The organism is Chitinophaga oryziterrae (genome assembly GCF_009758125.1).
Taxonomy (GTDB): domain Bacteria; phylum Bacteroidota; class Bacteroidia; order Chitinophagales; family Chitinophagaceae; genus Chitinophaga; species Chitinophaga oryziterrae.
In genome coordinates, this window is record NZ_WRXO01000002.1 from 262970 (window position 1) to 289345 (window position 26376).

General features: G+C 43.8%; 26 protein-coding genes, 6 tRNA genes and 1 other RNA gene. 25 read left to right on the forward strand and 8 right to left on the reverse strand.

From position 1 onward, the window contains the following. The first annotated feature begins 41 nt into the window (after positions 1–41). Positions 42–1328 carry a type IX secretion system plug protein gene (locus tag GO495_RS08740; RefSeq protein WP_157299309.1) on the forward strand — a complete coding sequence of 429 codons (1287 nt, stop codon included), beginning with the start codon at positions 42–44 and terminating at the stop codon, positions 1326–1328. Between the two features lie 111 nt (positions 1329–1439). On the opposite strand, the gene GO495_RS08745 is transcribed toward GO495_RS08740, so the two are convergent. From GO495_RS08745 to ffs, 3 genes are all read right to left on the reverse strand, one after another. Then, entirely contained in the window at positions 1440–2753 is a 1314-nt protein-coding gene (locus tag GO495_RS08745; RefSeq protein ID WP_157299310.1) for an NAD(P)/FAD-dependent oxidoreductase, read from the reverse strand. Positions 2754–2921: 168 nt separating this feature from the next. After that, the gene (fsa, locus tag GO495_RS08750; RefSeq protein WP_157299311.1) at positions 2922–3572 is read right to left on the reverse strand and encodes a fructose-6-phosphate aldolase; all 651 of its coding nucleotides are present in this window, start codon (positions 3570–3572) and stop codon (positions 2922–2924) included. A 136-nt stretch (positions 3573–3708) separates the two neighbouring features. Beyond that, an RNA gene (gene ffs, locus GO495_RS08755) (signal recognition particle sRNA small type) lies at positions 3709–3808 on the reverse strand. 211 nt (positions 3809–4019) lie between these two features. Between ffs and GO495_RS08760 the strand changes: the two genes are divergently transcribed. Both GO495_RS08760 and GO495_RS08765 read left to right on the forward strand, forming a co-directional pair. After that, a complete protein-coding gene (locus GO495_RS08760) occupies positions 4020–4454 on the forward strand; it encodes a DUF5684 domain-containing protein (RefSeq protein ID WP_157299312.1) in 435 nt (144 codons plus the stop codon). Between the two features lie 74 nt (positions 4455–4528). After that, the gene (locus tag GO495_RS08765; protein WP_157299313.1) at positions 4529–4972 is read left to right on the forward strand and encodes an RDD family protein; all 444 of its coding nucleotides are present in this window, start codon (positions 4529–4531) and stop codon (positions 4970–4972) included. Here GO495_RS08765 and GO495_RS08770 read toward each other — a convergent pair whose 3' ends face one another. Continuing rightward, entirely contained in the window at positions 4973–5698 is a 726-nt protein-coding gene (locus GO495_RS08770; protein ID WP_157299314.1) for an RDD family protein, read from the reverse strand. 115 nt (positions 5699–5813) lie between these two features. On the opposite strand from GO495_RS08770, the gene GO495_RS08775 reads away from it, so the two are divergent. From GO495_RS08775 to GO495_RS08795, 5 genes are read left to right on the forward strand one after another with little or no spacing between them, the layout of a single operon-like run. Further along, positions 5814–6797 carry a stage II sporulation protein M gene (locus tag GO495_RS08775; RefSeq protein ID WP_157299315.1) on the forward strand — a complete coding sequence of 328 codons (984 nt, stop codon included), beginning with the start codon at positions 5814–5816 and terminating at the stop codon, positions 6795–6797. Then, positions 6794–7717 (forward strand): DUF4129 domain-containing protein, encoded by a 924-nt coding sequence (locus GO495_RS08780; RefSeq protein WP_157299316.1) that lies wholly within the window; start codon positions 6794–6796, stop codon positions 7715–7717. The genes GO495_RS08775 and GO495_RS08780 overlap by 4 nt, the downstream gene beginning before the upstream one ends. Next, positions 7714–8940 carry a DUF4350 domain-containing protein gene (locus GO495_RS08785; RefSeq protein WP_157299317.1) on the forward strand — a complete coding sequence of 409 codons (1227 nt, stop codon included), beginning with the start codon at positions 7714–7716 and terminating at the stop codon, positions 8938–8940. The genes GO495_RS08780 and GO495_RS08785 overlap by 4 nt, the downstream gene beginning before the upstream one ends. Then, on the forward strand, positions 8940–9920 hold the full coding sequence (locus GO495_RS08790) for an AAA family ATPase (RefSeq protein ID WP_157299318.1): 981 nt from the start codon (positions 8940–8942) through the stop codon (positions 9918–9920). Before GO495_RS08785 ends, GO495_RS08790 begins: the two co-directional genes overlap by 1 nt. A 3-nt stretch (positions 9921–9923) precedes the next feature. Next, positions 9924–11264 carry a DUF58 domain-containing protein gene (locus tag GO495_RS08795; protein WP_157299319.1) on the forward strand — a complete coding sequence of 447 codons (1341 nt, stop codon included), beginning with the start codon at positions 9924–9926 and terminating at the stop codon, positions 11262–11264. A 2-nt stretch (positions 11265–11266) separates the two neighbouring features. On the opposite strand, the gene GO495_RS08800 is transcribed toward GO495_RS08795, so the two are convergent. From GO495_RS08800 to GO495_RS08810, 3 genes are all read right to left on the reverse strand, one after another. Then, positions 11267–11911, reverse strand: coding sequence for a hypothetical protein (locus GO495_RS08800; RefSeq protein ID WP_157299320.1), 645 nt, complete (start codon positions 11909–11911; stop codon positions 11267–11269). Positions 11912–12297: 386 nt separating this feature from the next. Next, positions 12298–13287, reverse strand: coding sequence for an NAD(P)H-dependent flavin oxidoreductase (locus GO495_RS08805; RefSeq protein ID WP_157299321.1), 990 nt, complete (start codon positions 13285–13287; stop codon positions 12298–12300). A 2-nt stretch (positions 13288–13289) separates the two neighbouring features. Further along, on the reverse strand, positions 13290–13880 hold the full coding sequence (locus GO495_RS08810; protein WP_157299322.1) for a riboflavin synthase: 591 nt from the start codon (positions 13878–13880) through the stop codon (positions 13290–13292). Positions 13881–14009: 129 nt separating this feature from the next. On the opposite strand from GO495_RS08810, the gene rpsU reads away from it, so the two are divergent. From rpsU to nusG, 12 genes are all read left to right on the forward strand, one after another. Beyond that, entirely contained in the window at positions 14010–14207 is a 198-nt protein-coding gene (rpsU, locus tag GO495_RS08815; protein WP_089783689.1) for a 30S ribosomal protein S21, read from the forward strand. 82 nt (positions 14208–14289) lie between these two features. After that, positions 14290–15231 carry a tyrosine-type recombinase/integrase gene (locus tag GO495_RS08820; RefSeq protein WP_157299323.1) on the forward strand — a complete coding sequence of 314 codons (942 nt, stop codon included), beginning with the start codon at positions 14290–14292 and terminating at the stop codon, positions 15229–15231. 170 nt (positions 15232–15401) lie between these two features. After that, positions 15402–15701 (forward strand): HPF/RaiA family ribosome-associated protein, encoded by a 300-nt coding sequence (locus tag GO495_RS08825; RefSeq protein ID WP_157299324.1) that lies wholly within the window; start codon positions 15402–15404, stop codon positions 15699–15701. Between the two features lie 225 nt (positions 15702–15926). Next, positions 15927–16000, forward strand: a tRNA-Thr gene (locus GO495_RS08830). 76 nt (positions 16001–16076) lie between these two features. Next, a tRNA-Tyr gene (locus tag GO495_RS08835) sits at positions 16077–16157 on the forward strand. Between the two features lie 92 nt (positions 16158–16249). Then, a tRNA-Gly gene (locus GO495_RS08840) sits at positions 16250–16322 on the forward strand. A 61-nt stretch (positions 16323–16383) separates the two neighbouring features. Next, positions 16384–16455: transfer RNA gene (locus GO495_RS08845), tRNA-Thr, on the forward strand. A gap of 32 nt (positions 16456–16487) precedes the next feature. Beyond that, positions 16488–16562: transfer RNA gene (locus tag GO495_RS08850), tRNA-OTHER, on the forward strand. 73 nt (positions 16563–16635) lie between these two features. Beyond that, entirely contained in the window at positions 16636–17823 is a 1188-nt protein-coding gene (tuf, locus tag GO495_RS08855; protein ID WP_157299325.1) for an elongation factor Tu, read from the forward strand. A 112-nt stretch (positions 17824–17935) separates the two neighbouring features. Continuing rightward, positions 17936–18006 (forward strand) — tRNA-Trp (locus GO495_RS08860). Positions 18007–18103: 97 nt separating this feature from the next. Then, a complete protein-coding gene (gene secE / locus GO495_RS08865) occupies positions 18104–18295 on the forward strand; it encodes a preprotein translocase subunit SecE (protein ID WP_089782540.1) in 192 nt (63 codons plus the stop codon). Positions 18296–18297: 2 nt separating this feature from the next. Then, positions 18298–18960 carry a transcription termination/antitermination protein NusG gene (gene nusG, locus GO495_RS08870; RefSeq protein WP_240915193.1) on the forward strand — a complete coding sequence of 221 codons (663 nt, stop codon included), beginning with the start codon at positions 18298–18300 and terminating at the stop codon, positions 18958–18960. An 87-nt stretch (positions 18961–19047) separates the two neighbouring features. Here the strand turns inward: nusG and GO495_RS08875 are convergent, their stop codons facing one another. After that, positions 19048–19623 carry a DUF1579 domain-containing protein gene (locus tag GO495_RS08875; RefSeq protein ID WP_157299326.1) on the reverse strand — a complete coding sequence of 192 codons (576 nt, stop codon included), beginning with the start codon at positions 19621–19623 and terminating at the stop codon, positions 19048–19050. A gap of 398 nt (positions 19624–20021) precedes the next feature. On the opposite strand from GO495_RS08875, the gene rplK reads away from it, so the two are divergent. From rplK to rpoB, 5 genes are all read left to right on the forward strand, one after another. Further along, the gene (gene rplK / locus GO495_RS08880; RefSeq protein WP_089782543.1) at positions 20022–20465 is read left to right on the forward strand and encodes a 50S ribosomal protein L11; all 444 of its coding nucleotides are present in this window, start codon (positions 20022–20024) and stop codon (positions 20463–20465) included. A gap of 49 nt (positions 20466–20514) precedes the next feature. Then, on the forward strand, positions 20515–21204 hold the full coding sequence (gene rplA / locus GO495_RS08885; RefSeq protein ID WP_157299327.1) for a 50S ribosomal protein L1: 690 nt from the start codon (positions 20515–20517) through the stop codon (positions 21202–21204). Positions 21205–21244: 40 nt separating this feature from the next. After that, the gene (gene rplJ, locus GO495_RS08890) at positions 21245–21772 is read left to right on the forward strand and encodes a 50S ribosomal protein L10 (RefSeq protein ID WP_089782545.1); all 528 of its coding nucleotides are present in this window, start codon (positions 21245–21247) and stop codon (positions 21770–21772) included. Positions 21773–21869: 97 nt separating this feature from the next. Then, entirely contained in the window at positions 21870–22238 is a 369-nt protein-coding gene (gene rplL / locus GO495_RS08895) for a 50S ribosomal protein L7/L12 (protein WP_089782546.1), read from the forward strand. A 248-nt stretch (positions 22239–22486) separates the two neighbouring features. After that, positions 22487–26296 (forward strand): DNA-directed RNA polymerase subunit beta, encoded by a 3810-nt coding sequence (rpoB, locus tag GO495_RS08900; RefSeq protein WP_157299328.1) that lies wholly within the window; start codon positions 22487–22489, stop codon positions 26294–26296. Positions 26297–26376 lie beyond the last annotated feature (80 nt).

Sequence of the window (26376 nt, forward strand, 5' to 3'; positions counted from 1 at the left end):
CGTTATTAGGTGACCGGAAATATTGTAACTTGAAAATTATTATGAGGATAACACCTGTTTTCTGCCTGCTAGTACTATTAGCATATATCCTGCCCGTAGCAGCGCAGGATAACCCCATTGGCCCCGACCACGTGTACTATAACAACATCAAATCTGTTAAGTTCAACCAGGCCGGCGACCAGCTCACGATGCCCATGATTACCCTGGGTAGCGGTGATAAGCTGGACCTGAGCTTCGATGATCTTGACAATGATGTGAAAAACTACTACTACACCTTTGTGCTGTGTAATGCAGACTGGTCACCGGCCCAGATCAACCAGCTGGAATACCTGCGGGGTTTCTCCGAAAACAGGATCCAGGATTCCCGTTTTTCCAGTATCGCATTACAGAAATATACTCATTACAGTGTGCAGGTGCCCGGTCAGAACGGTTATCCTATCAAATCCGGGAATTACCTGTTAAAAGTTTACCTGGATAGTGATACCACACAACTGGCATTTACCCGCCGTATGCTGGTAGTAGGGAATAAAGCAGGCGTGAGCGGTTTTATCCAGCAGCCGGTAACACCTAAAATATTCAGGACACATCAGAAGATCAATTTTTCTGTAGGTACAGGAGGATTGAACCTCGTGAACCCTTTTGATCAGCTGAAAGTGGTGATCCTGCAGAATTACCGTTGGGATAAGGCGATTAAATATCCCCGTCCTTTATTTATCAAGGGAAATACGATAGAATATAACTGGGAAGTGGATTGTGTGATGCCGGCAGGGAAGGAGTGGAGATGGATAGATCTCCGCAGTTTCCGTTTACAAACGGAAAGAGTGAAGCATACGGATTACCGTAAAGATGGTACCGATGTATATGCCCAGCCGGATTTTGAGAGAGGCAGTAAACTATATCAGTATATCAAGGATATCAATGGATTATATTACCTGGCTACGCTGGATGATTACGATCCGTTTTTTGAAGGGGATTATGCCAATGTACATTTCAGCTTCCCTGTAAAAGAGCCGTATGCGGGTTATGATATGTATATCGTGGGCCAGTTGACAGATTATGAGATCAATGATAATACGAAGCTCTCTTTTAATCCTGCTACCATGGCCTATGAAGGCGCTTTATTCCTGAAACAGGGATTTTATAATTACGAATATGCGTTGGTAGATAAAACCGTAACCGGTAGTCAGCCATTTACAGAATATACAGAGGGTAACTGGTGGGAGACGGAGAATAATTACACCATCCTGGTATATTACCGGGCATTGGGAGGAAGATCGGATGAACTGGTCGCTACGGTTACACTGAACTCTATGTTAAGCAGAAAATAAAAGAGGAACAAAACAGCTCTTGAACAGGATCATCCTCCGTTTATCCTACGTCTTTTAACGTAGGATAAACGGAGGATGATCCTGTTCAAGAGCCTGTCAGAACCTGGGATATTAGAAGTTTACTGTTTGTCTTAGCTTTACAATATTAGCTGCACCCCGTTTAATAATGATACGGGTACCTCTCTCAAAGGTAAAATAGCGGTAGAACCAGTTGATAAATACTACCAGTTTGTTACGGAAGCCCAGCAGGCTTAATAAGTGTACCGCCATCCATACCATCCAGGCAAAATATCCGTACAGTTTCATGCCGGCAAATTCTGCCACTGCCTTGTTACGGCCTATAGTAGCCATGCTACCGAGGTCTTTATATTTAAAAGGAACTAAAGCAGGATCTTTTTTAAGGATTTTCTTCAGGTTGGCAGCGACATTGGCGCCTTGCTGAATAGCAACCTGCGCTACCATCGGATAGCCTTTAGGGTGAATTTCGTCCGTCATCAGGGCGATATCGCCTATCGCATATACGTTGGTATGGCCTACTATCTGGTTCAGCCCATTTACCTGAACACGTCCGTTGGGCGCTATTATTTCTGGAGCAATACCATTTACGGGAACGCCTTTCACGCCGGCCGACCAGAACAGCGACTGGCTGTCTATTTTTTCTCCTGTACTCAGTGTTAAGGTTTTACCATCGTATTCTTTTACAACGGTTTTCACCATCACTTTCACGCCTAAAGCCGTAAGGGCTTCCAGTGCCTTTTCGGAAGACTCCTCGCTCATCCCTGCCAGCAGGCGGGGACTGCTTTCTATGAGATATACGTTCATAAGGGAAACGGATAGTTCGGGGTAGTCTTTAGGCATGATATATTTACGGAGTTCCGCAAATGCACCAGCCATTTCCACACCGGTAGGGCCACCGCCCACCATTACGAAGTTGAGTTTGGGCTTTATTTCTGCTTCGTCTTTCAGCAGCAGGCTTTCCTCGAATTGTTTGATCACGTAGTTGCGGATCTGTACAGCCTCTATCAGGGATTTCATACCGATAGCATGTTCTTCTATGAGTTTGTTGCCGAAGAAGTTGGTCGTGCTGCCGGTAGCGAATACGAGGTAGTCGTAATGTAAGTCGCCAATACCGGTTTCGAGGATGTTTTCCGCTGCGCGGAGGCCGGTGACTTCGGCCATACGGAAGATGAAATTTTTCTGACTTTTAAAGATCCCGCGAAGGGGGAAAGCGATGCTGTCTGCTTCCAGTCCGGCTGTAGATACCTGGTATAATAGGGGCTGAAAGAGGTGATAATTGTTCCTGTCTAACATTACAATCTGAACAGGTGCATTTTTGAGCTTTTTAGCAAGATTAATACCGCCAAAGCCACCGCCCACAATTACAACGCGTGGCACGCCGGCTTCCGGAACATTCGGTTGGATCATAAAACATCATTTATCAGTCAAAGAATAAACCTACTGTGCTGTTCTAACGCTGGAGTTCATAAATGCATCTCAAAGTTACAAAACTTTCAGAAAAGAATGAAAGTTTAATTAAAAAAAATCCCCGGTACATTGCTGCACCGGGGGATATATACCATCTAAAAGTATGTACTACATTTTTTTCGCGTCTTCCAGGAATTTGGCCAGGCCAATATCTGTCAGAGGATGTTTCAGCAGACCCAGGATAGAGTCTAAAGGGCAGGTACAAACGTCAGCACCGGCTTCAGCACATCTTACGATGTGGAGGGCGTTACGGATAGAAGCTGCGAGGATTTCAGTTTTGAAGCCCTGCAGGCTGTATATCTGGGCAATCTGAGCGATCAGTTCCACACCATCCCAGCTGGTATCGTCGATACGGCCGATGAATGGAGATACGTAGGTAGCGCCAGCTTTAGCAGCCAGGATCGCTTGTCCTGCGGAGAACACCAGGGTACAGTTGGTTTTGATACCATTGTCGGTAAACCATTTCAATGCTTTGATACCATCCTTGATCATTGGAACTTTCACAATGATATTCGGGTGAATAGCCGCTAACTTTTTACCTTCTTCAATAATGCTGGCGAAGTCGGTAGAAAGTACTTCAGCGCTGATAGGTCCGTCTACCAGTTCGCAGATTGTTTCGTAATGCTTGATGATGTTAGCCTCGCCTTTGATGCCTTCTTTAGCCATCAGGGAAGGGTTGGTCGTTACACCGTCAAGTACGCCCAGGTCGTTTGCTTCTTTGATCTGTGCAAGGTTTGCAGTATCTATAAAGAATTTCATGATGAAATGATTTAGTAGTTTAATGGCATTCAATTGTTCAACGAACAAAATAATTGAAGTGCAAAGTTAGGTAGTTTAAATTTAATGCTGAGGGCTGCAGTGAATTTTTAGAAGAAATCTAAAAAAGAGGAAAAAAAATCGGCAAGTTACTTACATCGCACCGCTACAACCACCTACCCTTGCTACATTCCTGTCCTGGGGGAGTTCAGTAGGAGCTGGTCGTATAAGACTTGCCGGCTGCAAATGTAGGGGAATTGAATATAATTCCAAAAAAAGAACTTAAATTTCAGATAATAAAAATTTAACTTCCTGGGACTGCTTCATTTAAAGATATTTAAGCATGGTTTTTAATAATAATACGAATGTTGTATAAATATTAATTAAAAGATCTCTATTTTGTACAGGATCATTTATCCAATTATCTATTAACCTTTAACTTTTACTAGTATGCAATCTAACTACGACGCCTCATCCGGAATAATGGCTATGTTCGGTATAGGCTTCTTCATTTTTATCCTTGTCATTCTTTTCTTCTACGGCTTATGTATGTGGAAAATATTTGAAAAGGCTGGCCATCCCGGTTGGAGCGCCATCGTACCTATCTATAACTACTACATCTTCACAAAAATCATTGGCAAACCAGGATGGTGGACTGTATTATTGCTGATCCCTTACGTGGGCATCATCTTCCAGATCTGGGGCGCTAACCTGTTAAGTAAGAGCTTTGGCAAGGATACCGGCTTTACAATAGGCCTGATCTTCCTGAGCTTCGTATTCTTACCAATCATGGCTTTCGATAAAACCATTCAGTACCGTGGTCCTTCAGGAACACCTTTGAACATGGATGAACAGATCGACAGCATCGGAAAACCAACTATATAATTTTTGTTTTCTGCCATAATGATTACTGCCGGCACACATCTAATGTAGCCGGCAGTTTTTTTATACTTTTATCTATGCTTACTCAAAAAGACCTGCTGGATGATCTTGAGACCGACATCATTCTGCAACCGGCTTCCCGCACACAGCGCTTTGTGAATGTGCTGATAGACAGGATCGTCATTCTTATCCTGCTATTTATGATAATGGTGATATTCGCCATTATAGACGCTACTGCGTTCGATAAATTTATGGATGAAGATAACCATAACGGACAACCTGCTATTATCTATTACGCATTGATCATACTCTATTATTGTATACTGGAAGCTGGTAATAAAGGGGTTACTGTCGGGAAACTGGTTACGGGGACCCGGGTGGTGGTGGAAGATGGAAGTACACCTCCGTTGAAAACAGTGTTTGTAAGAACAATCATCCGTATGATACCGCTGGAAGCATTTTCTGCTTTTAATGTTGCCTGGCACGACCTCTGGACACGCACCACTGTGGTGAAAAAGTAATTACCGGGTAGTGTAGTAGTTATAATCGTTGAGTACTGTTTCCAGGAAAGGAAGATGATCAAGGTCCGATTGAATGTTCAGTACGTCCCTTACCCGGTAGGATACACGTGCCGTTAACTGCACATCTCCGGATTTAATAGCCCTGTCCATCAGTTCTTTGATCTTATTCATGTCCCTGTCAGACAGTTTTAATATCTGTGGGAACTGAGGCGTATAATCTACCTCAGACATATCCCGGAATATGGTTTCGTTGATGCTGGTCTTGCTTCTCGTATTTACTACGATAGTGCCGGCTACCACATCTCCCAGTCTCTGGTCATAGGGAGAACGTACCATAGACACGATCGGGATAACGGCATTGAAGACGATCCAGGGGGTTTCTATCGCACGGAACAACCAACGGATAAGGTGCTGACTGATACTGGGTTTACCGCCATTCATATTTCTTACCCTTATCCCCATCATCTTTTTACCAGGTGTTTGCCCGTTCATCAGAATTTCAAGCGCCAGGAAGTAAAAGGTAAAAGGGAGCAGGTAGATGAAGAAATAGATCACGTACATCGTGGTAGACGAATAGTGCAGCTTGCCCAAAGTGACACTCATTACCAGCACAAACACTCCTCTTATCAAAACATCAATAAGCCAGGCAAGGAACCGCTGACCGATATTGGCGGTTTCAAATTCCAGATCAATGTTGAAGGATGTTGGTATTTTTACACTGGTCATGTACAAATTTACTAATTAATGTATATGTTTGTTAGGCAATTATAAATTTAATAAGAGTATTTTGAGCAGACAGAAAAATTCCGGGACTTAGTCTGCATACCTGATCTGACAACCCATGCGCGAATCTACTTTCATTAAAAAGAACCTGCCCCGCTGGAAAAAATACCAGGAGGAACCCACCGGTGACCCCGATGAGATGGCAGAGCGTTTTACCACGTTACTGGACGACCTGGCCTATGCTAAAACTTTTTACAGTTTCAGCAAGGTAACCGGGTATATCAACAGCCTGGCTGCAGGCATCTATCAAATCATTTATGCTAACAATAAAGAGGAAAGTGGACGATTCCGCTCCTTTTTTGTATACGAACTGCCACTCCTGTTCCGCAAATACCATCGCCTGATATTATTCACCTTCCTGTTTTTCCTGCTGTTTTGCCTGATTGCCGCCTTTTCTGCTGCACATGATGAAACATTTGTAAGAGGGGTAATGGGAGATGAATATGTGAATATGACAGAACAGAACATTAAAAAAGGAGATCCCTTTGGTGTATATAAAGGAGAAAATGAACTGTATATGTTCCTGCGTATTGCTTATAATAATATACAGGTGGCATTTCTTTGTTTTATAGGCGGTATTCTGTTTGGCGTGGGATCGTTGTGGTTCATGATGAAGAATGGCGTGATGCTGGGCGCTTTCCAGTATTATTTCTTTTCAAAAGGATTAGGACTAAAATCTGTACTCGTAATATGGATTCACGGGACACTGGAAATTTCTTCTATTGTCATTGCCGGTAGCGCAGGACTGATAATGGCCAGTGGATTACTGTTCCCCGGTACCCGTAAAAGAGTGGATGCCCTTAAAAAATCGGCCAGGGACGGGGTGAAGGTAGTGATAAGCCTGGTGCCTTTATTTATAACGGCTGCTTTCCTGGAAGGGTTTGTAACGCGTCATACTGCGATGCCTATCGCTATCAGTATTTCTATATTACTGATATCACTGGCATTTATTATCAGTTATTTCATTGTATACCCTATACTACTTCAGCACAGGGGATTCCGGCTGGATGAAAAAGGAAAAGTTATAAAACCTGTGAAATGAATAGATGTGTAAGACTGGTACTGTTGCTGGCATTACTTCCCCTGGCAGGCAGGGCGCAGTATAAAGAACCGTTGTCTGTATATAAGGCCCGGCTGGATTCTATCTCGAATGCAGGAGATGGCACATCATCAGATGAAGAGGAGGATGAAGATGAGTTAATTCAGGATTCAGCAGTAGCTGCGGCAGGTACAGCACAGGATTCAACTGTTTACGACGATACTGATACTACCTCAGCAAGAGTTGCTGCTCCACATCACCTCTGGGACCAGGAAATACCAGTTAATCAGGATTCGACGGATTTCGAATATGATGAAGGCGAGGGACTGAGATTAAGAGAGGTCCCTGCATCCCTGATAAAAGAATTTAAAGCGGATAAAGGGTTACAGTACAAGAAGAAACAGACCAGGGAAAGGGATTTCACTGCTCTGCAGATGATATTGTTCTATATATTCATGTTCATCCGTTCCTTTTACTGGATACTGATTATACTCATAGTACTGGTACTGGCTTTCATCCTGTATAATTATCTGAAAGGCCAGGGGTATATTTTAGGACGTAAAAGCACTTCTATTGATGATGAAATTGTAGCATTGTCAGAGGAAGAACTGGACCTCAGGACTTATGAAAAACAGGTACAGGCAGCTATTGCAGCCGGTAAATTAAGACTGGCAGTGCGGTTATTGTATTTACAAACACTGCGGCTGTTATCTGACAAAGAACTCATTGTTTTCAGCAAGGAAAAAACAAATGCGGCTTACCTGCGTGCAATGGCACAAACAACATGGTATAAGTCCTTTGCTAATCTTACACTGGATTATGAATATATATGGTATGGGGAAATACCTGTGAATGAAGCTCAGTTTGAAACTATTCACAGGCATTTCAATCAATTTATGAACGAATTAGGCTATACCCGGTGAAATCAAAACTACCAATCATCATTGTCGGTGCACTGATAATACTGTTGCTGATCTTTGTGGTCGCTGCTTCGGTGCAGAACCTGCAGGACCAGGATCAGGACCTGCAAAAGCAGAGCTTTAATTATAAGGAGAAAAAACCGGGAGGTTGTTATGTACTGTTTAAGGCATTGCCCGAATTATATTCTACTGAGATAAAGCCAAAGGTAGTTACCAAACCATTTGCAGATACTTATAAGAAAGATAAAGAACTTGCTAACGGATACAATCTCTATGTGCTGGTATCAGACAAATTGTATGCTACCGCACAGGACGTAAAAGACATGCTCACTTATGCAGAACTGGGCAACCAGTTATTCCTGGCAGTGAATATGCCGGACAGTGTGCTGCTGGAAAGACTGGGCCTGACTATAGCCATGGATACTTCGCATGTTTACTACAGAGATAGTGAACAGCATTATGTAAATCCGGCACTGGCGCCGGATACGGCCTTCTCCTGTAAGGGTATTTTTGGCGGGGATTATTTCACCTCCATGGATACCAGTATCACTACTATCCTGGGAACAGATGAGCAGCATCGTCCTAATTTTATCAGGGTGACCAGGGGTTCGGGAAGTATATTGATCTCCCTCAATCCTTCTGCTGTTACCAACTATTTCCTGATGCATGAGAACAACATCGCATCCATGGGTAAAGAGTTTTCTTATACCAATAATTACCAGGATAATATTTATTGGGATGAGTATTATAAATACCAGGATTATAAACGTTCCGAAGGAGACTTTAGTGAATGGCAGGTGCTGATGCGTTATCCTGCTATGCGCTGGGCACTATGGCTGGCCATACTGTTACTCATCATCTATATCGTATTTGAAGGGAAACGCAGACAGCGTATTATTCCGGATAAGCCGGTGATTACGAATAATTCGCTTGAGTTTGTAAATGCACTGGGTCAGTTATATTATCAGCAGCATGATAATGCGAACCTGGGCCAGAAGATCATTCAGCAGTGGTTAGAGTTTATCCGTACCCGTTTTTACATGAATACAAGTTATCTGAATGATACCTTTATTGCTACGCTGTCTCACAAATCAGGGATCCCGGTAGATAGGGTACGTGAGATCATTGATAGCATTCATCATATACGACTGGCCGACCAGGTAAGTGACGATTTTCTGAATACATTTTATAAAAATATACAGGCATTCTATTTAAACACTAAATAATGGAGGAAACTACATTTCAGCCCCGCACAGATTTTGCTGCCCTGCATGAGGCAGTGACAGCTATCCGGGTACAGATAGGAAAAGTTATTATCGGCCAGCACCAGATGGTAGACCTGCTGATTGCGGGTTTACTGACACAGGGACATGTGCTGATCGAAGGTGTGCCCGGCGTGGCTAAAACCCTCACCGCTAAATTGCTGGCACGCTGTATAGATGCTGATTTTTCAAGGTTACAGTTTACTCCGGATATTATGCCGGCAGATGTACTGGGAACTTCTGTATTCAATCCCGAAACAAGGGAGTTCGAATACAAGCGTGGCCCTGTATTCAGCAACCTTGTACTGATAGATGAGATCAACCGTGCTCCGGCTAAAACACAGGCCGCATTGTTTGAAGTGATGGAAGAACGTCAGGTAACCAACGATGGTGTTTCTCACAAATTACCTGCTCCGTTTATGGTACTGGCTACACAGAACCCCATTGAACAGGAAGGTACTTACCGGTTGCCGGAAGCACAATTAGACCGTTTCCTTTTTAAGATAGAAGTGAAATATCCTTCTTTGACAGAGGAAATAACCATGTTGCAATCCATGCATCAGCATAATGAGGTAACGGACCTTACCAAACTGGTAGATAAAGTAGTGACTGCTACGCAGATCATAGAGTTCCAGGCACAGGTCAGGCTGGTACATATTGAAGATAAACTGTTGCATTACATTGCGGCGCTGATACAGGAAACCCGTGTGAACGCATCTTTGTACCTGGGCGCATCACCACGGGCTTCATTGTCTGTGATGAATTGTTCCAAGGCGCTGGCTGCAATGAATAACCGTGATTTCGTAACACCGGATGATGTAATTGAAATGTTGCCGCATGTATTGCGTCACCGTATCATGCTTACACCAGAGCGTGAAATGGAAGGGATCAGCGCAGATGAAGTGATTGCACAGATTATTAAAGCGGTGGAAGTACCGAGATAATATATGAAGAAGACATTTTTTCATTCTTTATTTTTTACTACCCGGTTTTACCTGATCCTGGGTAGTACTACTATGTTATTCGTGCTGGCTTTTTTTTTCCCGGCATTATATCCGATTGCGCTCATCATCATTGCCTCACTGACCCTACTGGTGGTGCTGGATGTTGTATTCCTGTTTGTAGCAGGCGCTTCTCCTTTGATAGTAGAGCGTATCATGGCGAACCGGTTCAGTAACGGAGATGATAATAATGTTGATATCAGGCTGGTAAATAATTATCGTTTCCCCATATTCGTTACCCTGCTGGATGAAATACCTTTTCAGTTTCAGTTGCGCGATTTTACGCAAAAGGAAAGTCTGAAACCGGGAGAGACAAAAGTATTGCGTTATGTACTACATCCGCTGGAAAGAGGGGAGTATGAATTCGGTAATACGAATGTGTTTCTCCGCAGTCCTTTAAGTCTGGCCCAGCGTCGCGTTGTAGCGGAGAACGGGCAGATGGTAAAGGTGTTCCCATCCTTCATTCAGTTGCATAACTATGAGTTGTTTTCCATCAATTCCAAAATGACGGAAATGGGGGTGCATAAAAAACGTGTGATAGGGCATAGCATGGAGTTTGATCACATTAAGGAATATGTAAGGGGAGATGATATCCGCAGGTTGAACTGGAAGGCTACGGCCCGCCGTAGTAACCTGATGGTGAATAGTTATGTGGAAGAGAGGTCTCAGCAGGTGTATTGTGTAATTGATAAAGGGCGTAGCATGAAGATGCCTTTTGAGGGATTAACGTTGCTGGATTATGCAATTAATGCTTCCCTGGTATTCAGCAATATTGCTTTGCAGAAGGGAGATAAAACAGGGCTTGTTACCTTAGCCGCCAACCAGGTAGACGTATTGGCGGCCAGCAATAAAAAAGTGCAGCTGAATAAGATCCTGGATACTTTGTATGCACAGGAAACGCAATGGCAGGAGAGTGATTATGAAAAGCTGAGTGTAACGTTACGCAGTGTATTCTCTCAGCGTTCTTTACTGATCCTGTTCACAAATTTTGAATCTGTGTCCGGTTTGCAAAGACAGTTGCCCTATCTGCGCCGGTTGGCGAAGTATCATTTATTACTGGTGGTGTTTTTTGAGAATACAGAGTTGAAGAAGATGAGCCAGGAAGCGGTACACTCCACTGCGGATATTTACCGGCAGGTAATTGCACAGAAGTTTGCCAATGAAAGAAAGCTGATGGTACGTGAGCTGACGCAGTATGGTATTTTGTCATTACTGACTACCCCCCAGCAACTGACGATGAATGTGGTGAACAAATATTTAGAATTAAAAGCCCGTTCCCTGATCTAGGATTATTTCTTTTTGATCAGGGACATATCATCCGGTAATTGTTTTACGGGGATGCTGGTGGTAACCTTTATGTTGGGATTATTTTTATCGGTAGCTGTTACTGTAATGATACGGGTAGCAGAATGCAGGTCGATGAGCAGGTCCTGACCTATTATTTTCCCTTCGCTTGTTTCAAATTTTATAGCTGAAGTATCCAGCGGGTATATTTTACCGCTGCTGAACACACCTTCTACGTTCAGGTAAAAATGAATATCTCTTTTTAAGCTGTCTGCATAATGGTTAAACCGGATACTTTCCACGTGAGGAAGCGTGAGAGGTACCTGGAAAGGTTGTGCCACACCAGGAACGGTAACGGACAGTTGTACGGTATATTGTTGTTCCGCCAGTTGTTTACGGTTAATGAGCAGGGTCCCGTTCTGGAAGGAGCCGTTGTTAGTGTTTACTTTAAGGCGGTTCCAGCGGTAATCACCTTGAAGGAAGCCTTCTGTTTTTCTAAACTGGCCGTTATCGTATACGAGTTTTAATCCGATAGGGATGCGGTCGTAGAGTTCAGCGACACAGGTGGGATCGTAGGTAGCGGAGATGGCTGTCTGACCAAGCGCAGGGATCCATAACAGCAGTTGTAATGCAGTGAAAAAAAGTTTCATGAGATAAAAGTAGAAAAAATCGTTCCAGAAATAGGGTAGAGATTCGCCGGGACTGCCCCAAAGCCGGTGAACACTACCACGCAATAGGCTCTCTTTGCAGTAAGGTGCAACACAGTAAGAGCCTAAACGTTTCTTTAAACTTACTATAATTCTTACCAGACTTCTATATAAGAGGTATATAAGCCCTATCTAAATAAGTACGGCTTATATACCTGTTATATAGGGGTTATATAGGGCTTATATACGGGTTATATATGCTAAATGGCAGAGTATCAGTTACTTATTAGTAGTGACTAATATTTCGATGCTTTTTTACTACTGATTAGCAATACATTAAAATATAAGGGAAATTATTATAACAGGGTATTGTCGCTAAAACGGGTGAATTAAAGGTAGGTTTTTTGCAGGGTGGCTTTGAGGTCTGTAATGATATGGGCAACAATATCTTTGATGCTGCTCACCTCATGGACCATTTCAACACTCTGACCGGCAGTCCAGAGTTGATTATAGTTATTAGGCTTTACCGCCTGTTCCAGTTTCTTCATGCCGCGTAGCTGTACCAGCATTTTAAAGTACTTACGGGTGCGTGGGTTGTTACTTAGCATTTTCTCGTACCAATGCTGCCTGTAGCCCATTTTCTTCGCCGCAGGGGTATTAATTACGTTACAGGGCGTACCGGAGAGGCGTTCGGTCAGCACAATATCCTCCATCCCATAATTAACGATCCCTTTTTTATACGCGTCACTTACCGGTGCTTCTTCGCTGGCGATGAAGCGGGTACCGATAGAGGCCCCATCTGCGCCTAATACAAGTGCGCTGGCCATTTGCTGACCGGTAGCGATACCGCCTGCAGCGATGAGGACCTTATCCGGGTAGGCTTTTTGCAAAGCAGGTACCAGTATGTGCATGGGGTATGGGCCGGCATGTCCGCCAGCGCCGGCACATACGGCAATGAACCCATCACAGCCTGCCTGGGCAGCTTTATCCGCATGCAGCATATTTGTTACATCGCAAAAAACTTTAGCCCCATAGCTGTGGGCAGCCGCTATCACTTCTTTAGGACTCCCCAGTGAAGTGATATAAAATGGAACTTTTGCCTCCACGCATTCTTTTAAATGCTTGCTATACAACGGGTTTGTTTTCTGAACGATCAGATTAACGCCATAGGTCCCTTGTCCGGGAGCTAAGGAAGCCATGTGTTTATTGAGATTTTCAAGTACTGTCTTCAGTTCACCTTCTTTTCGGAAGTTAAGGGAGGGGAAAGTACCGGCAATCCCGTTGTCCATGGCAGCTTTTACCATTTTCTCATTGCTGACGAGGAACATGGGGGCCATAATAATGGGGTAACGGATAGCCAGGGCAGAGGTAAGTTTCATAATTATGGTTTGACGGATAATTGCCTGGCCACGTATTTGCCGAGTATATCAAATTCCAGGTTGATGGTACTGCCGGGTAAAACAGAAGAGATATTGGTGAATTCGTATGTATAAGGGATCACGGCAACGGTAAATTCGGTGTCTGTGACATTAAATACGGTGAGGCTGATACCATTCAGACAGATAGAGCCTTTTTCCACTATAAGGGCCGCAAACTGGGCAGGGTAGCGGAAGCGGTATTCCCAGCTGCCGTTCTGCGGGGTACAGGAGATACATTCCCCTGTGCTGTCTACGTGGCCCTGAACGAGGTGTCCGTCTATACGTCCGTTGAATACCATGGCGCGTTCCAGGTTTACTTTATGGCCGGGGGCCAGTAAGCCTATGTTGCTTTTCTGCAGGGTTTCGGCCACGGCAGTGATATTATAGGTATCGTGTCTGATCTCTGTGACGGTAAGGCAAACGCCATTGTGAGAGATGCTTTGATCTACTTTCAGTTCCGGAGCCAGTGAGGACCGGATAGTGATCTCCATATTGCTGCCTTCCGTTCTGGTGGCTATTACTTCTCCAAGTGCTTCTATTATTCCTGTAAACATGGAGCTAAATTAATTAATAATAAGGAGATGGGGACAGCGTGCAAAAGAGTGGATCAGATACTTACATTTTTTTGTTTTTTTAAAACAATGCTATATCTTTGCCTTCCTGAAAAAAAGGAGACTAATACTATGTTGATCATCGATTCTAAAGATTGCGAAAATATTGACAAGGCGCTCAAGAAGTATAAAAAGAAGTTTGAGAAAGCTCGTATCCTGCTGCAACTCAGGACGCGTCAATCTTTCACCAAGCCTTCTGTAAAGCGTCGTACTCAGGTACTGAAAGCTGTTTACAAACAGCAGTTGGCTAGTGGTAAATTGGACGATTAATTCAAACTACAGATAATTCCAACGCAAGATATGTGATGATTGTAAGGTTTTGCATAACTTTACAATCATCAATTTTTTTGTATTGAGTGAAGAATTACATCCGGTAGCCATCCGCTTTTTGGCTTATATCCGGCTCGAAAAACGATACTCTGAGCATACTTTCGCTGCATACCAGCAAGATCTTACCCAGTTTTTTACGTTTTTACAGTCAAGTTATGGTGATGTGCCGCTTAAGGGCATCACCCATTCGCATGTCCGTACATGGCTGGCCTGGCTCATGGAGCATAGTAATGTGGCCAAGACTGTTAACCGCAAGATTTCCTCTTTAAAATCATTCTTCAAATATGCTTTAAGGCATGGGGAGGTCAGTATGACCCCTATGACGAAGGTGACTGCCCCTAAGATCGGGAAGCGGCTGCCTGGCTTTATTGATGAAAAGGGGATGCGGGCGCTGGAGGACAATCATAGTATGCGGAGGGGAGAGGAGAAGGAGCCGGTGTTTATGGATGGTCTGGAAGGGCGTACACACCAGTTGATATTTGAATTGCTGTATAATACGGGGATCAGGTTGTCTGAGCTGATCTCTTTGAAGGAAAGGCATATTGATGCCGGTAATCTGAGCATTAAGGTGCTCGGGAAGGGCAATAAGGAGCGGATTATCCCTATCAGTCCTCATTTGATGGAGGAAATAAACACTTACCGGGCTGTTTGCAGGAAGGAGCTGGCGGAATATGATCAGGAGGTTTTGTTGGTAAATCCGAAGTCGGGCCGTAAGTTATACCCCAAATACGTGTACAATGTGGTCCGGGATTACCTCACCCGCCACGAGATAACGACGATCAACAGAAAGAGTCCACATATTCTCCGGCATACGTTTGCCACACATCTCACGAATAACGGAGCGGACCTGAACGCAGTGAAAGAACTGCTGGGTCATTCCAGTCTTGCATCTACACAGGTATATACATCCAATAGCATAGAGAAGCTGAAGGCAGCATTTAAGAAGGCTCATCCCAAGGGATAGGGAATATTAACAAAATATTACTAAATGGTTAGTAATAAGATTGCAAAAGTGACTAAATTAGTAACGAGTTCTTTGTAAAGCATATTGTAATACCATTAAAACAAATGAGAGCCTATGCAAACAATGTTACAAGCATGTACTAAGATTGTTAAATATTAAAAATTAATGCTATGAACGTTCAGATTCAAACTGTGCACTTCGATGCGGATGCAAAACTGATTGACCATGTGAGCAAAAAATTACAAAAGCTCAATACATTCTACGATCGCATTATCAGTGTTGAAGTATTTTTAAAGTTAGATGGAATAGCCCACCAGATTAAAGACAAAATTGCAGAGATAAAGGTCCATATCCCCCGCCAGGACGTCTTTGTAAAGCATGAATCCAAATCCTTTGAAGAGTCGTTCGACTTAGCCTTTGATTCAGTTGTAACCCAGATCAAGAGGCAGAAAGAGAAGAAATTTCAGTAAATCCTTAAAAATATTTTGGAATTAAATATCTGTTTACTACCTTTGCCATCCCGATCGAAAAAAGGGATCGGCGAAGGTAGTAAAGTTCTTTACTGTAGGGCATTTTAGCCAAAACGAACAAGTTTTGAAATTTGTATCCGGGCGCAAAAAAAAGATTTTGAGATTATCTAAATACTGTTATTTTTGCACCTCTTTTAACGGATACCTTTTATAGATACTTGGTATGCCACCATAGCTCAGTTGGCCAGAGCTACTGATTTGTAATCAGTGGGTCGGGGGTTCGAATCCCTCTGGTGGCTCCGGAAAAATTCCGAAGCAAAATTAAAGTCCGGACGATGGACATGACTTTTGAAAAGGGGTTTTAGGATTTAAGATGGGCAGGTTCCAGAGTGGCCAAATGGGGCGGACTGTAAATCCGCTGATTCGTCTTCATAGGTTCGAATCCTATCCTGCCCACACAGTGCAAATGTTCCGCCTTTGCCCCTCGCAAAGGCGGAACTTCCTTGTTAGCAAGAGATTTGCCTCAGTTCTTTTATTGTTTTTTTTATGCGGGAGTAGCTCAGTTGGTAGAGCGACAGCCTTCCAAGCTGTAGGTCGCGGGTTCGAGCCTCGTCTCCCGCTCATTAGTTAAGTAATGGGCAACTATTGGTTAACGAAAGAGTTCTTTACAAATTTAGTAAAAGCTGTTGTAGCTCAGGGGTAGAGCACTTCCTTGGTAAGGAAGAGGTCGTGAGTTCAATTCTCATCAACAGCTCAACGGATTTCAACATCCGGAATCCGGAATTTCGTTGTAGCTCAGTGGAAGAGCGATTCCGGTCTTAGTGCCGGAATAGGTCGTGAGTTCAATTCTCATCAGCGGTACAAGTTTGTAAAACCGTTTTTTTAAAACAACTATCAATACAATCTTTACAAACCATCTAAAAAGTAAAATACAATGGCAAAAGAAACCTTTAAGCGGGATAAACCCCACGTAAACATTGGTACCATCGGCCACGTTGACCACGGTAAGACTACCTTAACTGCTGCCATTACTACGATCCTGTCAAATAAGGGTCTGGCAGAGAAGAGAGGATATGATGAGATCGATGCGGCTCCTGAAGAGAAAGAAAGAGGTATTACTATCAATACAGCCCACGTTGAGTACGCGACTGCAAGTCGTCACTACGCACACGTTGACTGTCCTGGTCACGCTGACTATGTGAAGAATATGATCACTGGTGCTGCGCAGATGGACGGTGCGATCCTGGTGGTTGCCGCTACAGATGGTCCGATGCCACAAACTAAAGAACACATTCTGCTGGCTCGTCAGGTAGGCGTTCCACGTATAGTTGTGTTCATGAACAAAGTTGACCTGGTTGATGATCCTGAGTTGCTGGAACTGGTTGAACTGGAAATTCGCGAACTGTTAAGCAAATACAATTACGACGGAGACAATACTCCAATTATCCAGGGTTCTGCAACCGGCGCTCTTGCTGGCGATGCTAAATGGGTAAAAGCAGTAGATGATCTGATGGATGCAGTGGATTCTTACATTCCATTACCTCCTCGTCCGGTTGATCTGCCTTTCCTGATGTCTGTAGAAGACGTTTTCTCTATCACTGGTCGTGGTACTGTTGCTACAGGACGTATCGAGCGTGGTGTTATTAACGTAGGTGAACCCGTTGAGATCGTAGGTCTGATGGAAAAACCACTGACATCTACCTGTACTGGTGTTGAAATGTTCAAGAAATTATTGGACAGAGGTGAAGCTGGTGACAACGCTGGTCTGTTATTACGTGGTATTGAAAAGAGCCAGATCCGTCGTGGTATGGTTATTTGCAAACCAGGTTCTATCACTCCGCACACTGAATTCAAATGTGAAGTATACGTACTGAGCAAAGAAGAAGGTGGCCGTCACACTCCGTTCTTCAACAAATACCGTCCTCAGTTCTACTTCCGTACAACTGACGTAACAGGTGAAGTTGAATTACCAGCAGGTGTTGAAATGGTAATGCCAGGTGATAACGTATCACTGACTGTTAAGCTGATTCAGCCAATCGCTATGGAAAAGGGTCTGAAATTCGCTATCCGCGAAGGTGGACGTACCGTAGGTGCTGGTCAGGTTACAGAAATTATTAAGTAATCACTTTTTCGAGATAAGGCCATTAGCAATTAGCAAATTGCGATTAGCAGAATAAAATTTAGTAAATTTGATCTGCTGATTAGTCAAACGCTCACCGCTAATGGCTTTTTATACGGGCATAGTTCAATGGTAGAATAGAGGTCTCCAAAACCTTTGATGTGGGTTCGAATCCTACTGCCCGTGCATCCAAATTGTCAAAAGTGAAAGGTGAAAAGTGAATGATTTTAATCACATTTCACTTTTCACCTTTTACGTTTCCAAACGGTTAATATCATAAACCATGAATAAGATTAGAACTTACTTCCGGGAATCTTATCACGAACTGGTGCATAAAGTGTCCTGGCCTACCTGGCAGGAGCTGCAGTCCTCTACAATGGTAGTTTTAATAGCAACCGTTGTTATTACACTCGTTGTATGGGGTATGGATGCCCTTTCTAACTTAGTGTTAACACAGTATTATAAAATGTTCTGATAATGATCGAAGAATCAATTAACCCCGAACAGGAACAACAAGAGGAGCATGAACATCAGGAACAGGAGCAACAAAGTACTCCTCCTATCCCTGAGGTAGAGCATGAAGCTGTTGCGCCTGCTCAGGATACAAAATGGTATGTACTTCGCGTAGTAAGTGGTAAGGAAAGAAAAGTGAAGGAATACCTGGATATTGAGGTTCGCCGTTCTGACTGGGGTAGTATGATTGCTCAGATCTTTTTACCTGTGGAGAAAGTGTACAAGGTACTGGCAGGTAAAAAAGTGATGCGCGAAAAGAACTTTTATCCTGGTTATATAATGATCGAAGCGATAGACGGTAAAATGTCTGATGATGTGATCCAGGCTATCCGTAACGTTTCCGGTGTTATTCATTTCCTTGGTAAGGATAAACCTATCGCACTGCGTAAAGCAGAAGTAAATAAGATGCTGGGTAAAGTAGATGAGATGTCTGATAACGGACTGACCATGAGCGAACCTTTCATCGTTGGTGAGACCATCAAGATCATCGACGGACCATTCAATGACTTTAATGGTGTGATTGAAGAAGTGATAGAAGATAAGAAGAAACTGAAGGTTACTGTGAAGATCTTTGGCCGTGCTACTCCTGTAGAACTCAACTTCATGCAGGTAGAGAAAATCAGCTAACTATTTCTATTATAATATTAAAAAAAGTCCTGGCAATCTGCCGGGACTTTTTCGTTTGCTACAGATACAGTGCTCCATATTGAGCAATTACATTTTCTTACGGGTATACCTGATCTCCATGTTCTTAAACTCCTTACCGGCAACAGGGGTATACATTTCGAGGGTATGATGATCATCATCAACGATCTTGTATACCTGTCTCATCTCCACGTCTTTACCTAACATAGGATCATAGCTTTTGCCAGTGAGGGTAATGGTTTTGGTCGCATCATCCCATTTACCTTCCATTAACATGATGCCCGTACCCATGTTATCGGCCCAGGTATTCTGGAAAATTTTTTTGGCATTATCATAGCCCAGCAGGCTATGACCTTCGAATGGCATTCCTTCCATGTTTCCTTTGTGAACAGATTCCTGGTAGCGGCCGCCCAGTACCATTTTATTTTCGGTAGTACCTGTACTGGAAGTAGGGGTGGCGCCGGGAGTCATCCAGTAGGTCAGGTCGTAGGTCCATTCGCCGTCATCTTTCGCCAGCATCCGGTGAATTTCACCGGGCGTCATGTATTCCGTCCAGGCTTTCTGGGCTGCCTGCTGATCGGCGTTTTGTGCTTTGGCGTGGAAAAAGGGGAGAATGGCAGTTACAAATAACAACAGACGTTTCATAATTGGAGGTATTTTATTAAAGATAACAGATAGAAGCGGGGAAGGTTGAGGCCATAGGAGACAATGTTGGGGGGTATCCGGGACAGATAATTTTATTCTTGTTAACGGGCTGGGGAATTCCGGTAAATTAAATTAGATTTGTCCGGCTTGCCGGGGATGTGTTGACCCAGAATGTTCGTACCGGCGGTTTAATATAAAATAGTTTTGCAATAGAATTGTAAAATTTTAACCTCAGAAAGGTGATAATAGCAAAAAGGATGCCCGAAAGCAAATTCTTTTTGCGAATCAATACATTATTATATACCTTTGCATCCCCTTTAAAAGGTAAAATTTCGTCCTTTTAGTTTTGGGAGTCCCGTCTTAGGCGGAACGTTTTCACCAAATTAAACTGAAACAACATGGCAAAAGAGATCGCAACGTACGTGAAATTGCAGGTAAAAGGCGGCCAGGCCAATCCTGCACCTCCGATTGGTCCCGCACTGGGTTCCAAGGGTGTGAACATCATGGAGTTTTGCAAACAGTTCAACGCCCGCACCCAGGATAAAATGGGTAAGGTATTGCCTGTATTGCTGACTGTTTACACCGACAAATCATTTGATTTTGTAATTAAAACGCCTCCAGCACCTGTACAATTACTGGAAGCAGCCAAATTGCAGAGTGGTTCCAAAGAGCCCAACCGTAATAAGGTAGGAAAGGTAACCTGGGCACAGATTGAAGCTATTGCAGCTGATAAGATGGCCGACCTGAACTGCTTTACAAAGGAAAGCGCTATGAAAATGGTAGCTGGTACCGCCCGTTCTATGGGTATTACTGTTGAGGGTAACGCTCCTTGGGGCAATTAATTGTGTCACCCTGTCTGAACAGGCAGGTTAACTTTTAAAACATTTTGCAATGGCAACGAAGAAAAGAAAAGCAGCCGATACAAAGGTGGACAAAAACAAGGTATACAGCCTGAAAGAAGCGTCCTCTCTTGTAAAAGATCTTAACTGCACAAAATTTGACAGTTCTGTCGATTTACATATCCGTCTGGGCGTAGATCCCAAGAAAGCAGACCAGGCTATCCGTGGTTCCGTAACGCTTCCCCACGGTACTGGTAAAACTAAACGTGTACTGGTTCTTTGCACTCCTGATAAAGAAGCTGCAGCAAAAGAAGCAGGTGCTGATTTCGTTGGTCTGGATGAATTTATCCAGAAGATCGAAGCAGGTTGGACTGATATTGATGTAATTGTTGCTACTCCGGCGGTAATGCCTAAAATAGGTAAGCTGGGTAAAATACTTGGTCCCCGTAACCTGATGCCTAACCCTAAAACCGGTACTGTTACTAATGATGTAGCGGCAGCAGTTAACGAGGTGAAAGGTGGTAAGATTACGTTCAAGGTAGATAAAGCTGGTATCATCCATGCTTCTATCGGCCGTGTATCATTTGCTTCCGATAAAATCGAACAGAACTCACAGGAGCTGATCAACGCTATCATCAGGTTAAAACCTGCTACCGCGAAAGGTCTTTATCTGAGAGGCCTGGCAATGGCAAGCACCATGAGCCCAAGTATCACAGTTGACACTAAATCTGTTCAAAACTAACTGATTCGCCTTCCGGTAGATCAACAAATTGAAAAAAGCTATGAACAAAGATCAAAAAAACGAAGCGATTGAACTGCTGAAAAGCAAGTTCACTCAATATAACAACTTCTACATCACCAACACCGAGTCTCTGACCGTTGCACAGGTGAACAACCTGAGGAAGGTTTGTTTTGATAAGAATGTAGAAATGAAGGTGGCTAAAAACACCCTCATCCGTAAGGCATTGGAATCTCTGGACAGTACTAAGTACGAAGGTGTGTACAGTGCACTGAATGGCGTAACTGCCCTGATGTTCTCTGACAGTCCTAAAGAGCCGGCACTGATCATTTCTACTTTCCGTAAGGAAAATAAGAAAGTTGAGAAGCCGGAACTGAAAGCTGCTTTCGTGGCAGACGAAGTTTATCTGGGAGACAATCAACTGGCTAGCCTGGTGAAGATCAAGACGAAGAACGAACTCATTGGAGACGTTATCGGTCTGTTGCAATCTCCTGCAAAACGCGTTATCGCTGCTTTGCTGGAAAAAGGCAAGAAAGAAGAAGCTGGTGTAGAAGCTCCTGCAGCAGAATAATCAGTTACTCCCGGGTAACACACAAAAATGGCTTCCAAGTCAAATTATAAAACACTCTGTTTAACAACATTACAAACATCTTTTAAAAATTATACAAATGGCAGACGTTAAAGCATTAGCCGAACAATTAGTAGGTTTAACTGTTAAGGAAGTACAAGAACTGGCCGATTTTCTGAAAAGTGAATACGGTATTGAACCAGCTGCTGCTGCAGTTGTAGTTTCTGCAAGCGAAGGCCCAGCTGCCGCTGAAGAAAAAACTGCCTTCAACGTTATCCTGAAATCTGCAGGTGCTAGCAAACTGAACGTAGTTAAGATCGTTAAAGATCTGACAGGTCTTGGTCTGAAAGAAGCTAAGGAATTAGTTGACGGCGCTCCTAAACCTTTGAAAGAAGGTGTGAGCAAAGCTGAAGCAGAAGACCTGAAGAATAAATTGACAGAAGCAGGCGCTGACGTTGAAATTCAGTAATTCTTTGCTTAAGGATACCTCTTTATAAGGTCAAAAGTGCTTCTGGCACTTTTGGCCTTCTTCCCTTTGGGAAAGTGTCTTTTCGGAGAGTCAAAAAGGGGAAATCACCAGGTCGGTGGATTTGACAAATAGGGAAGACAGATAATTTTTGAAGGGTATTTGGCAAAGAAATCTTAATTTCCCCGATTCATGTTGTGATTTGCTTCTTCACAATATTATATAAGTTAATATAACTGCTAACTTCGAATATGTCTCTAAAAAAAGCCCAAACACAAGAAAGAGTAAATTTTGGAAAGATCAAACAAGTTACGGAGACTCCAGATTTGTTGGCTATTCAGATTCAATCTTTCAAGGATTTTTTCCAGTTAGAAACCACACCAGATAAACGTAACAATGAAGGCCTTTTTAAAGTATTTAAGGAGAACTTCCCGATTACAGATACGAGAAATATCTTTAATCTGGAGTTCCTGGACTACTTTGTAGACCCTCCGAGATATACTATAGAGGAATGTATTGAACGTGGGCTTACCTACTCGGTACCGTTGAAGGCTAAACTGCGCCTCAGCTGTAACGATGAGGAACACGTAGACTTCCAGACGATTGTGCAGGATGTGTTCCTTGGGAATATACCCTACATGACGCCTAGAGGTACATTCGTGATAAATGGCGCAGAGCGCGTGGTAGTATCACAGCTCCACCGTTCTCCTGGTGTATTCTTTGGTCAATCTGTACATCCAAACGGAACCAAGATCTACTCTGCAAGGGTGATCCCGTTCAAAGGAGCGTGGATGGAGTTTGCTACAGACATTAATAATGTGATGTACGCATACATCGACCGTAAGAAGAAATTCCCGGTTACTACGCTGTTACGTGCCATCGGCTACGAAACAGATAAGGACATCCTGCAGCTGTTTGGCATGGCAGATGAAGTAAAAGCAGATAAGAAGAGCCTGGAGAAATACGCTGGTAAGAAACTGGGTGCCCGTGTACTCAGAAGCTGGGTGGAAGATTTCGTGGATGAAGATACCGGTGAGGTAGTGAGTATCGAGCGTAATGAAATCATGCTTGAACGTGACAGTATCCTGGATGAGGCCAATATTGAGACCATCGTGGATATGGGCGTGAAAAGCGTGTTCGTGCAGAAAGAAGAGGTGAGCGGCGACTTCTCAATCATCTACAATACCTTAAATAAAGATACATCCAACTCCGAACTGGAAGCCGTTCAGCATATCTACCGCCAGTTGCGCGGGGCAGATGCGCCGGATGATGAAACAGCAAGGGGTATCATTGATAAATTATTCTTCTCTGATAAGCGTTATGATCTGGGTGATGTAGGACGTTATAAGATCAACAGGAAACTGGGTCTGCCTACACCACTGGATATGAAGGTGCTTACCAAAGATGATATCATCTCCATCATAAAATACCTGGTACAGCTTACGAACAGTAAGGCGGAAATCGATGATATCGATCACCTGTCTAACCGTCGTGTACGTACCGTGGGTGAACAGCTGTACGCTCAGTTCGGCGTTGGTCTGGCCCGTATGGCCCGTACCATCCGCGAAAGAATGAACGTACGCGATAATGAAGTATTTACTCCGGTAGACCTGATCAATGCGAGAACATTAAGTTCCGTGATCAACTCCTTCTTCGGTACCAGCCAGCTGAGCCAGTTCCTGGATCAGACCAACCCATTGTCAGAGATTACGCACAAACGTCGTATCTCCGCGCTCGGGCCCGGTGGTTTAAGTCGTGAAAGAGCAGGTTTTGAGGTGCGTGACGTACACTATAGCCACTACGGCCGTCTGTGTACTATCGAAACTCCGGAAGGACCAAACATCGGTCTGATATCTACCCTTTGCGTACACGCTAAAGTGAACGACATGGGCTTTATTGAAACGCCTTACCGCAAGGTGCGTGATGGTAAAGTGGATATGGACAAGGTACAGTTCCTGAGCGCTGAGGAAGAAGATTCTGTGAAGATAGCCCAGGCAAATGCACCGTTGGATGAAAATGGTTACTTCTTAAATGAAAAGGTTAAATCCCGCGAAACCGGTGATTTCCCGATATTAGACAGAGAGGAAGTAGAATACATGGACGTTGCCCCCAACCAGATCGTTGGTTTGAGCGCTTCCCTGATTCCGTTCCTTGAACATGATGATGCCAACCGTGCGTTGATGGGATCAAACATGCAACGTCAGGCAGTGCCGCTGATCAATCCACAGGTGCCTATCGTAGGTACTGGTCTGGAAGGTAAAGCAGCCCGTGACTCCCGTCTGCAGATCACATCAGAAGGTAATGGTACCGTTGAATTCGTGGATGCAAATGAGATCCATGTACGTTACGTACGGGATGAAATGCAGAAACTGGTGTCTTTTGAAGATGACCTGAAAGTATATCAACTGGTTAAATTCGCTAAAACGAACCAGAGTACCTGTATCAACTTACGTCCTGCCGTTAAGAAAGGACAACAGCTGGTATACGGCGACTTCCTCACAGAAGGTTATGCTACCCGTGGTGGTGAGCTGGCCCTGGGTCGTAACATGAAAGTGGCATTCATGCCATGGAAAGGTTACAACTTTGAGGATGCGATCGTAATCTCTGAACGTGTAGGCCGCGAGGATCTCTTCACTTCCATCCATATCGATGAATATGAACTGGAAGTACGTGATACCAAACTGGGTGAAGAAGAACTGACTCCGGATATTCCAAACGTAAGTGAGGAAGCTACCAAAGATCTGGATCAGAACGGTATCATCCGTGTAGGTGCGCACATCAAAGAAGGTGATATCCTGATCGGTAAGATCACCCCACGTGGTGAATCTGATCCTTCTCCTGAAGAAAAACTGCTTCGTGCTATCTTCGGTGATAAGGCTTCCGATGCGAAAGATGCTTCTCTGAAAGCTCCTCCAAGCACAGAAGGTGTGGTAATTGACAAGAAATTGTTCAGTCGCGCCAAGAAAGATAAAAACTCCAAGACCCGCGAAAAAGCGTCCCTGGAAAAACTGGAAAAAGTACACCAGAAGAATGAAGAAGACCTGCTGGAAGTATTGATGAGCAAACTGCTTACTTTACTGAAAGACAGAACTTCATCCGGTATCACCAATACATATGGTGAAGTACTGATCTCCAAAGGTTCCAAGTTCTCTCAGAAGAACCTTGCGAACATCGATTTCCAGAACGTAAATCCGCTGGGCTGGACTACAGACGAGGGTACCAACGATCAGATCAATACACTGCTGCATAACTATAACATCAAGTACAATGAAGAACTGGGTCGCTACAAACGCGAAAAGTTCAACATCTCAATTGGTGATGAGTTACCAGCCGGCGTACTGAAACTGGCGAAAGTATACCTGGCCAGCAAACGTAAACTGAAAGTAGGGGATAAGATGGCAGGCCGTCACGGTAACAAGGGTATCGTTGCCAAGATTGTACGTGATGAAGACATGCCGTTCCTGGAAGATGGTACACCGGTAGATATCGTACTGAACCCATTGGGCGTACCTTCCCGTATGAACCTTGGACAGATTTACGAAACCGTACTGGGTTGGGCTGGTCTGCAGCTGGGATTAAGGTTTGCTACACCAATCTTCGATGGTGCTACCACTGAAGAAATAGCAGACTACATCACAGAAGCTAAACTGCCAAGCTTTGGTCATACTTACCTGTATGATGGAGAAACCGGTGATCGTTTCCACCAGAAAGCGACTGTGGGTGTTATCTACATGCTTAAATTAAGCCACATGGTAGATGACAAGATGCACGCCCGTTCAATCGGACCATACAGTCTCATTACACAACAGCCGTTGGGTGGTAAGGCACAGTTTGGTGGTCAGCGTTTTGGTGAAATGGAGGTGTGGGCACTGGAAGCATATGGTGCATCCAATATCCTGCAGGAACTGTTAACCATTAAATCGGATGATATCGTAGGCCGTGCGAAAGCGTATGAAGCGATCGTGAAAGGTGATAATATCCCGAAAGCAGGCGTTCCGGAATCATTCAATGTATTAATACATGAACTCCGCGGTCTGGGTCTGGATCTGAAATTTGATTAGTAGTTACAAAATATAAGCTATGGGCAGCAGGCAGTATTTCGTAAAACGGAGTACTGCCGTAGCTCTTAGTAGTTGCAGCT

Coding starts and splice junctions, on each gene's coding strand:
- GO495_RS08765 (WP_157299313.1), top strand. CDS start 4,529: ATGCTTACTCAAAAAGACCTGCTGGATGATCTTGAGACCGACATCATT.
- rplL (WP_089782546.1), top strand. CDS start 21,870: ATGGCAGACGTTAAAGCATTAGCCGAACAATTAGTAGGTTTAACTGTT.
- GO495_RS08740 (WP_157299309.1), top strand. CDS start 42: ATGAGGATAACACCTGTTTTCTGCCTGCTAGTACTATTAGCATATATC.
- rplK (WP_089782543.1), top strand. CDS start 20,022: ATGGCAAAAGAGATCGCAACGTACGTGAAATTGCAGGTAAAAGGCGGC.
- rplJ (WP_089782545.1), top strand. CDS start 21,245: ATGAACAAAGATCAAAAAAACGAAGCGATTGAACTGCTGAAAAGCAAG.
- rpsU (WP_089783689.1), top strand. CDS start 14,010: ATGTTGATCATCGATTCTAAAGATTGCGAAAATATTGACAAGGCGCTC.
- GO495_RS08790 (WP_157299318.1), top strand. CDS start 8,940: ATGGAGGAAACTACATTTCAGCCCCGCACAGATTTTGCTGCCCTGCAT.
- GO495_RS08780 (WP_157299316.1), top strand. CDS start 6,794: ATGAATAGATGTGTAAGACTGGTACTGTTGCTGGCATTACTTCCCCTG.
- GO495_RS08825 (WP_157299324.1), top strand. CDS start 15,402: ATGAACGTTCAGATTCAAACTGTGCACTTCGATGCGGATGCAAAACTG.
- GO495_RS08800 (WP_157299320.1), bottom strand. CDS start 11,911: ATGAAACTTTTTTTCACTGCATTACAACTGCTGTTATGGATCCCTGCG.
- GO495_RS08775 (WP_157299315.1), top strand. CDS start 5,814: ATGCGCGAATCTACTTTCATTAAAAAGAACCTGCCCCGCTGGAAAAAA.
- GO495_RS08760 (WP_157299312.1), top strand. CDS start 4,020: ATGCAATCTAACTACGACGCCTCATCCGGAATAATGGCTATGTTCGGT.
- GO495_RS08875 (WP_157299326.1), bottom strand. CDS start 19,623: ATGAAACGTCTGTTGTTATTTGTAACTGCCATTCTCCCCTTTTTCCAC.
- fsa (WP_157299311.1), bottom strand. CDS start 3,572: ATGAAATTCTTTATAGATACTGCAAACCTTGCACAGATCAAAGAAGCA.
- GO495_RS08795 (WP_157299319.1), top strand. CDS start 9,924: ATGAAGAAGACATTTTTTCATTCTTTATTTTTTACTACCCGGTTTTAC.
- GO495_RS08810 (WP_157299322.1), bottom strand. CDS start 13,880: ATGTTTACAGGAATAATAGAAGCACTTGGAGAAGTAATAGCCACCAGA.
- rpoB (WP_157299328.1), top strand. CDS start 22,487: ATGTCTCTAAAAAAAGCCCAAACACAAGAAAGAGTAAATTTTGGAAAG.
- tuf (WP_157299325.1), top strand. CDS start 16,636: ATGGCAAAAGAAACCTTTAAGCGGGATAAACCCCACGTAAACATTGGT.
- nusG (WP_240915193.1), top strand. CDS start 18,298: ATGATCGAAGAATCAATTAACCCCGAACAGGAACAACAAGAGGAGCAT.
- GO495_RS08805 (WP_157299321.1), bottom strand. CDS start 13,287: ATGAAACTTACCTCTGCCCTGGCTATCCGTTACCCCATTATTATGGCC.
- GO495_RS08770 (WP_157299314.1), bottom strand. CDS start 5,698: ATGACCAGTGTAAAAATACCAACATCCTTCAACATTGATCTGGAATTT.
- rplA (WP_157299327.1), top strand. CDS start 20,515: ATGGCAACGAAGAAAAGAAAAGCAGCCGATACAAAGGTGGACAAAAAC.
- secE (WP_089782540.1), top strand. CDS start 18,104: ATGAATAAGATTAGAACTTACTTCCGGGAATCTTATCACGAACTGGTG.
- GO495_RS08745 (WP_157299310.1), bottom strand. CDS start 2,753: ATGATCCAACCGAATGTTCCGGAAGCCGGCGTGCCACGCGTTGTAATT.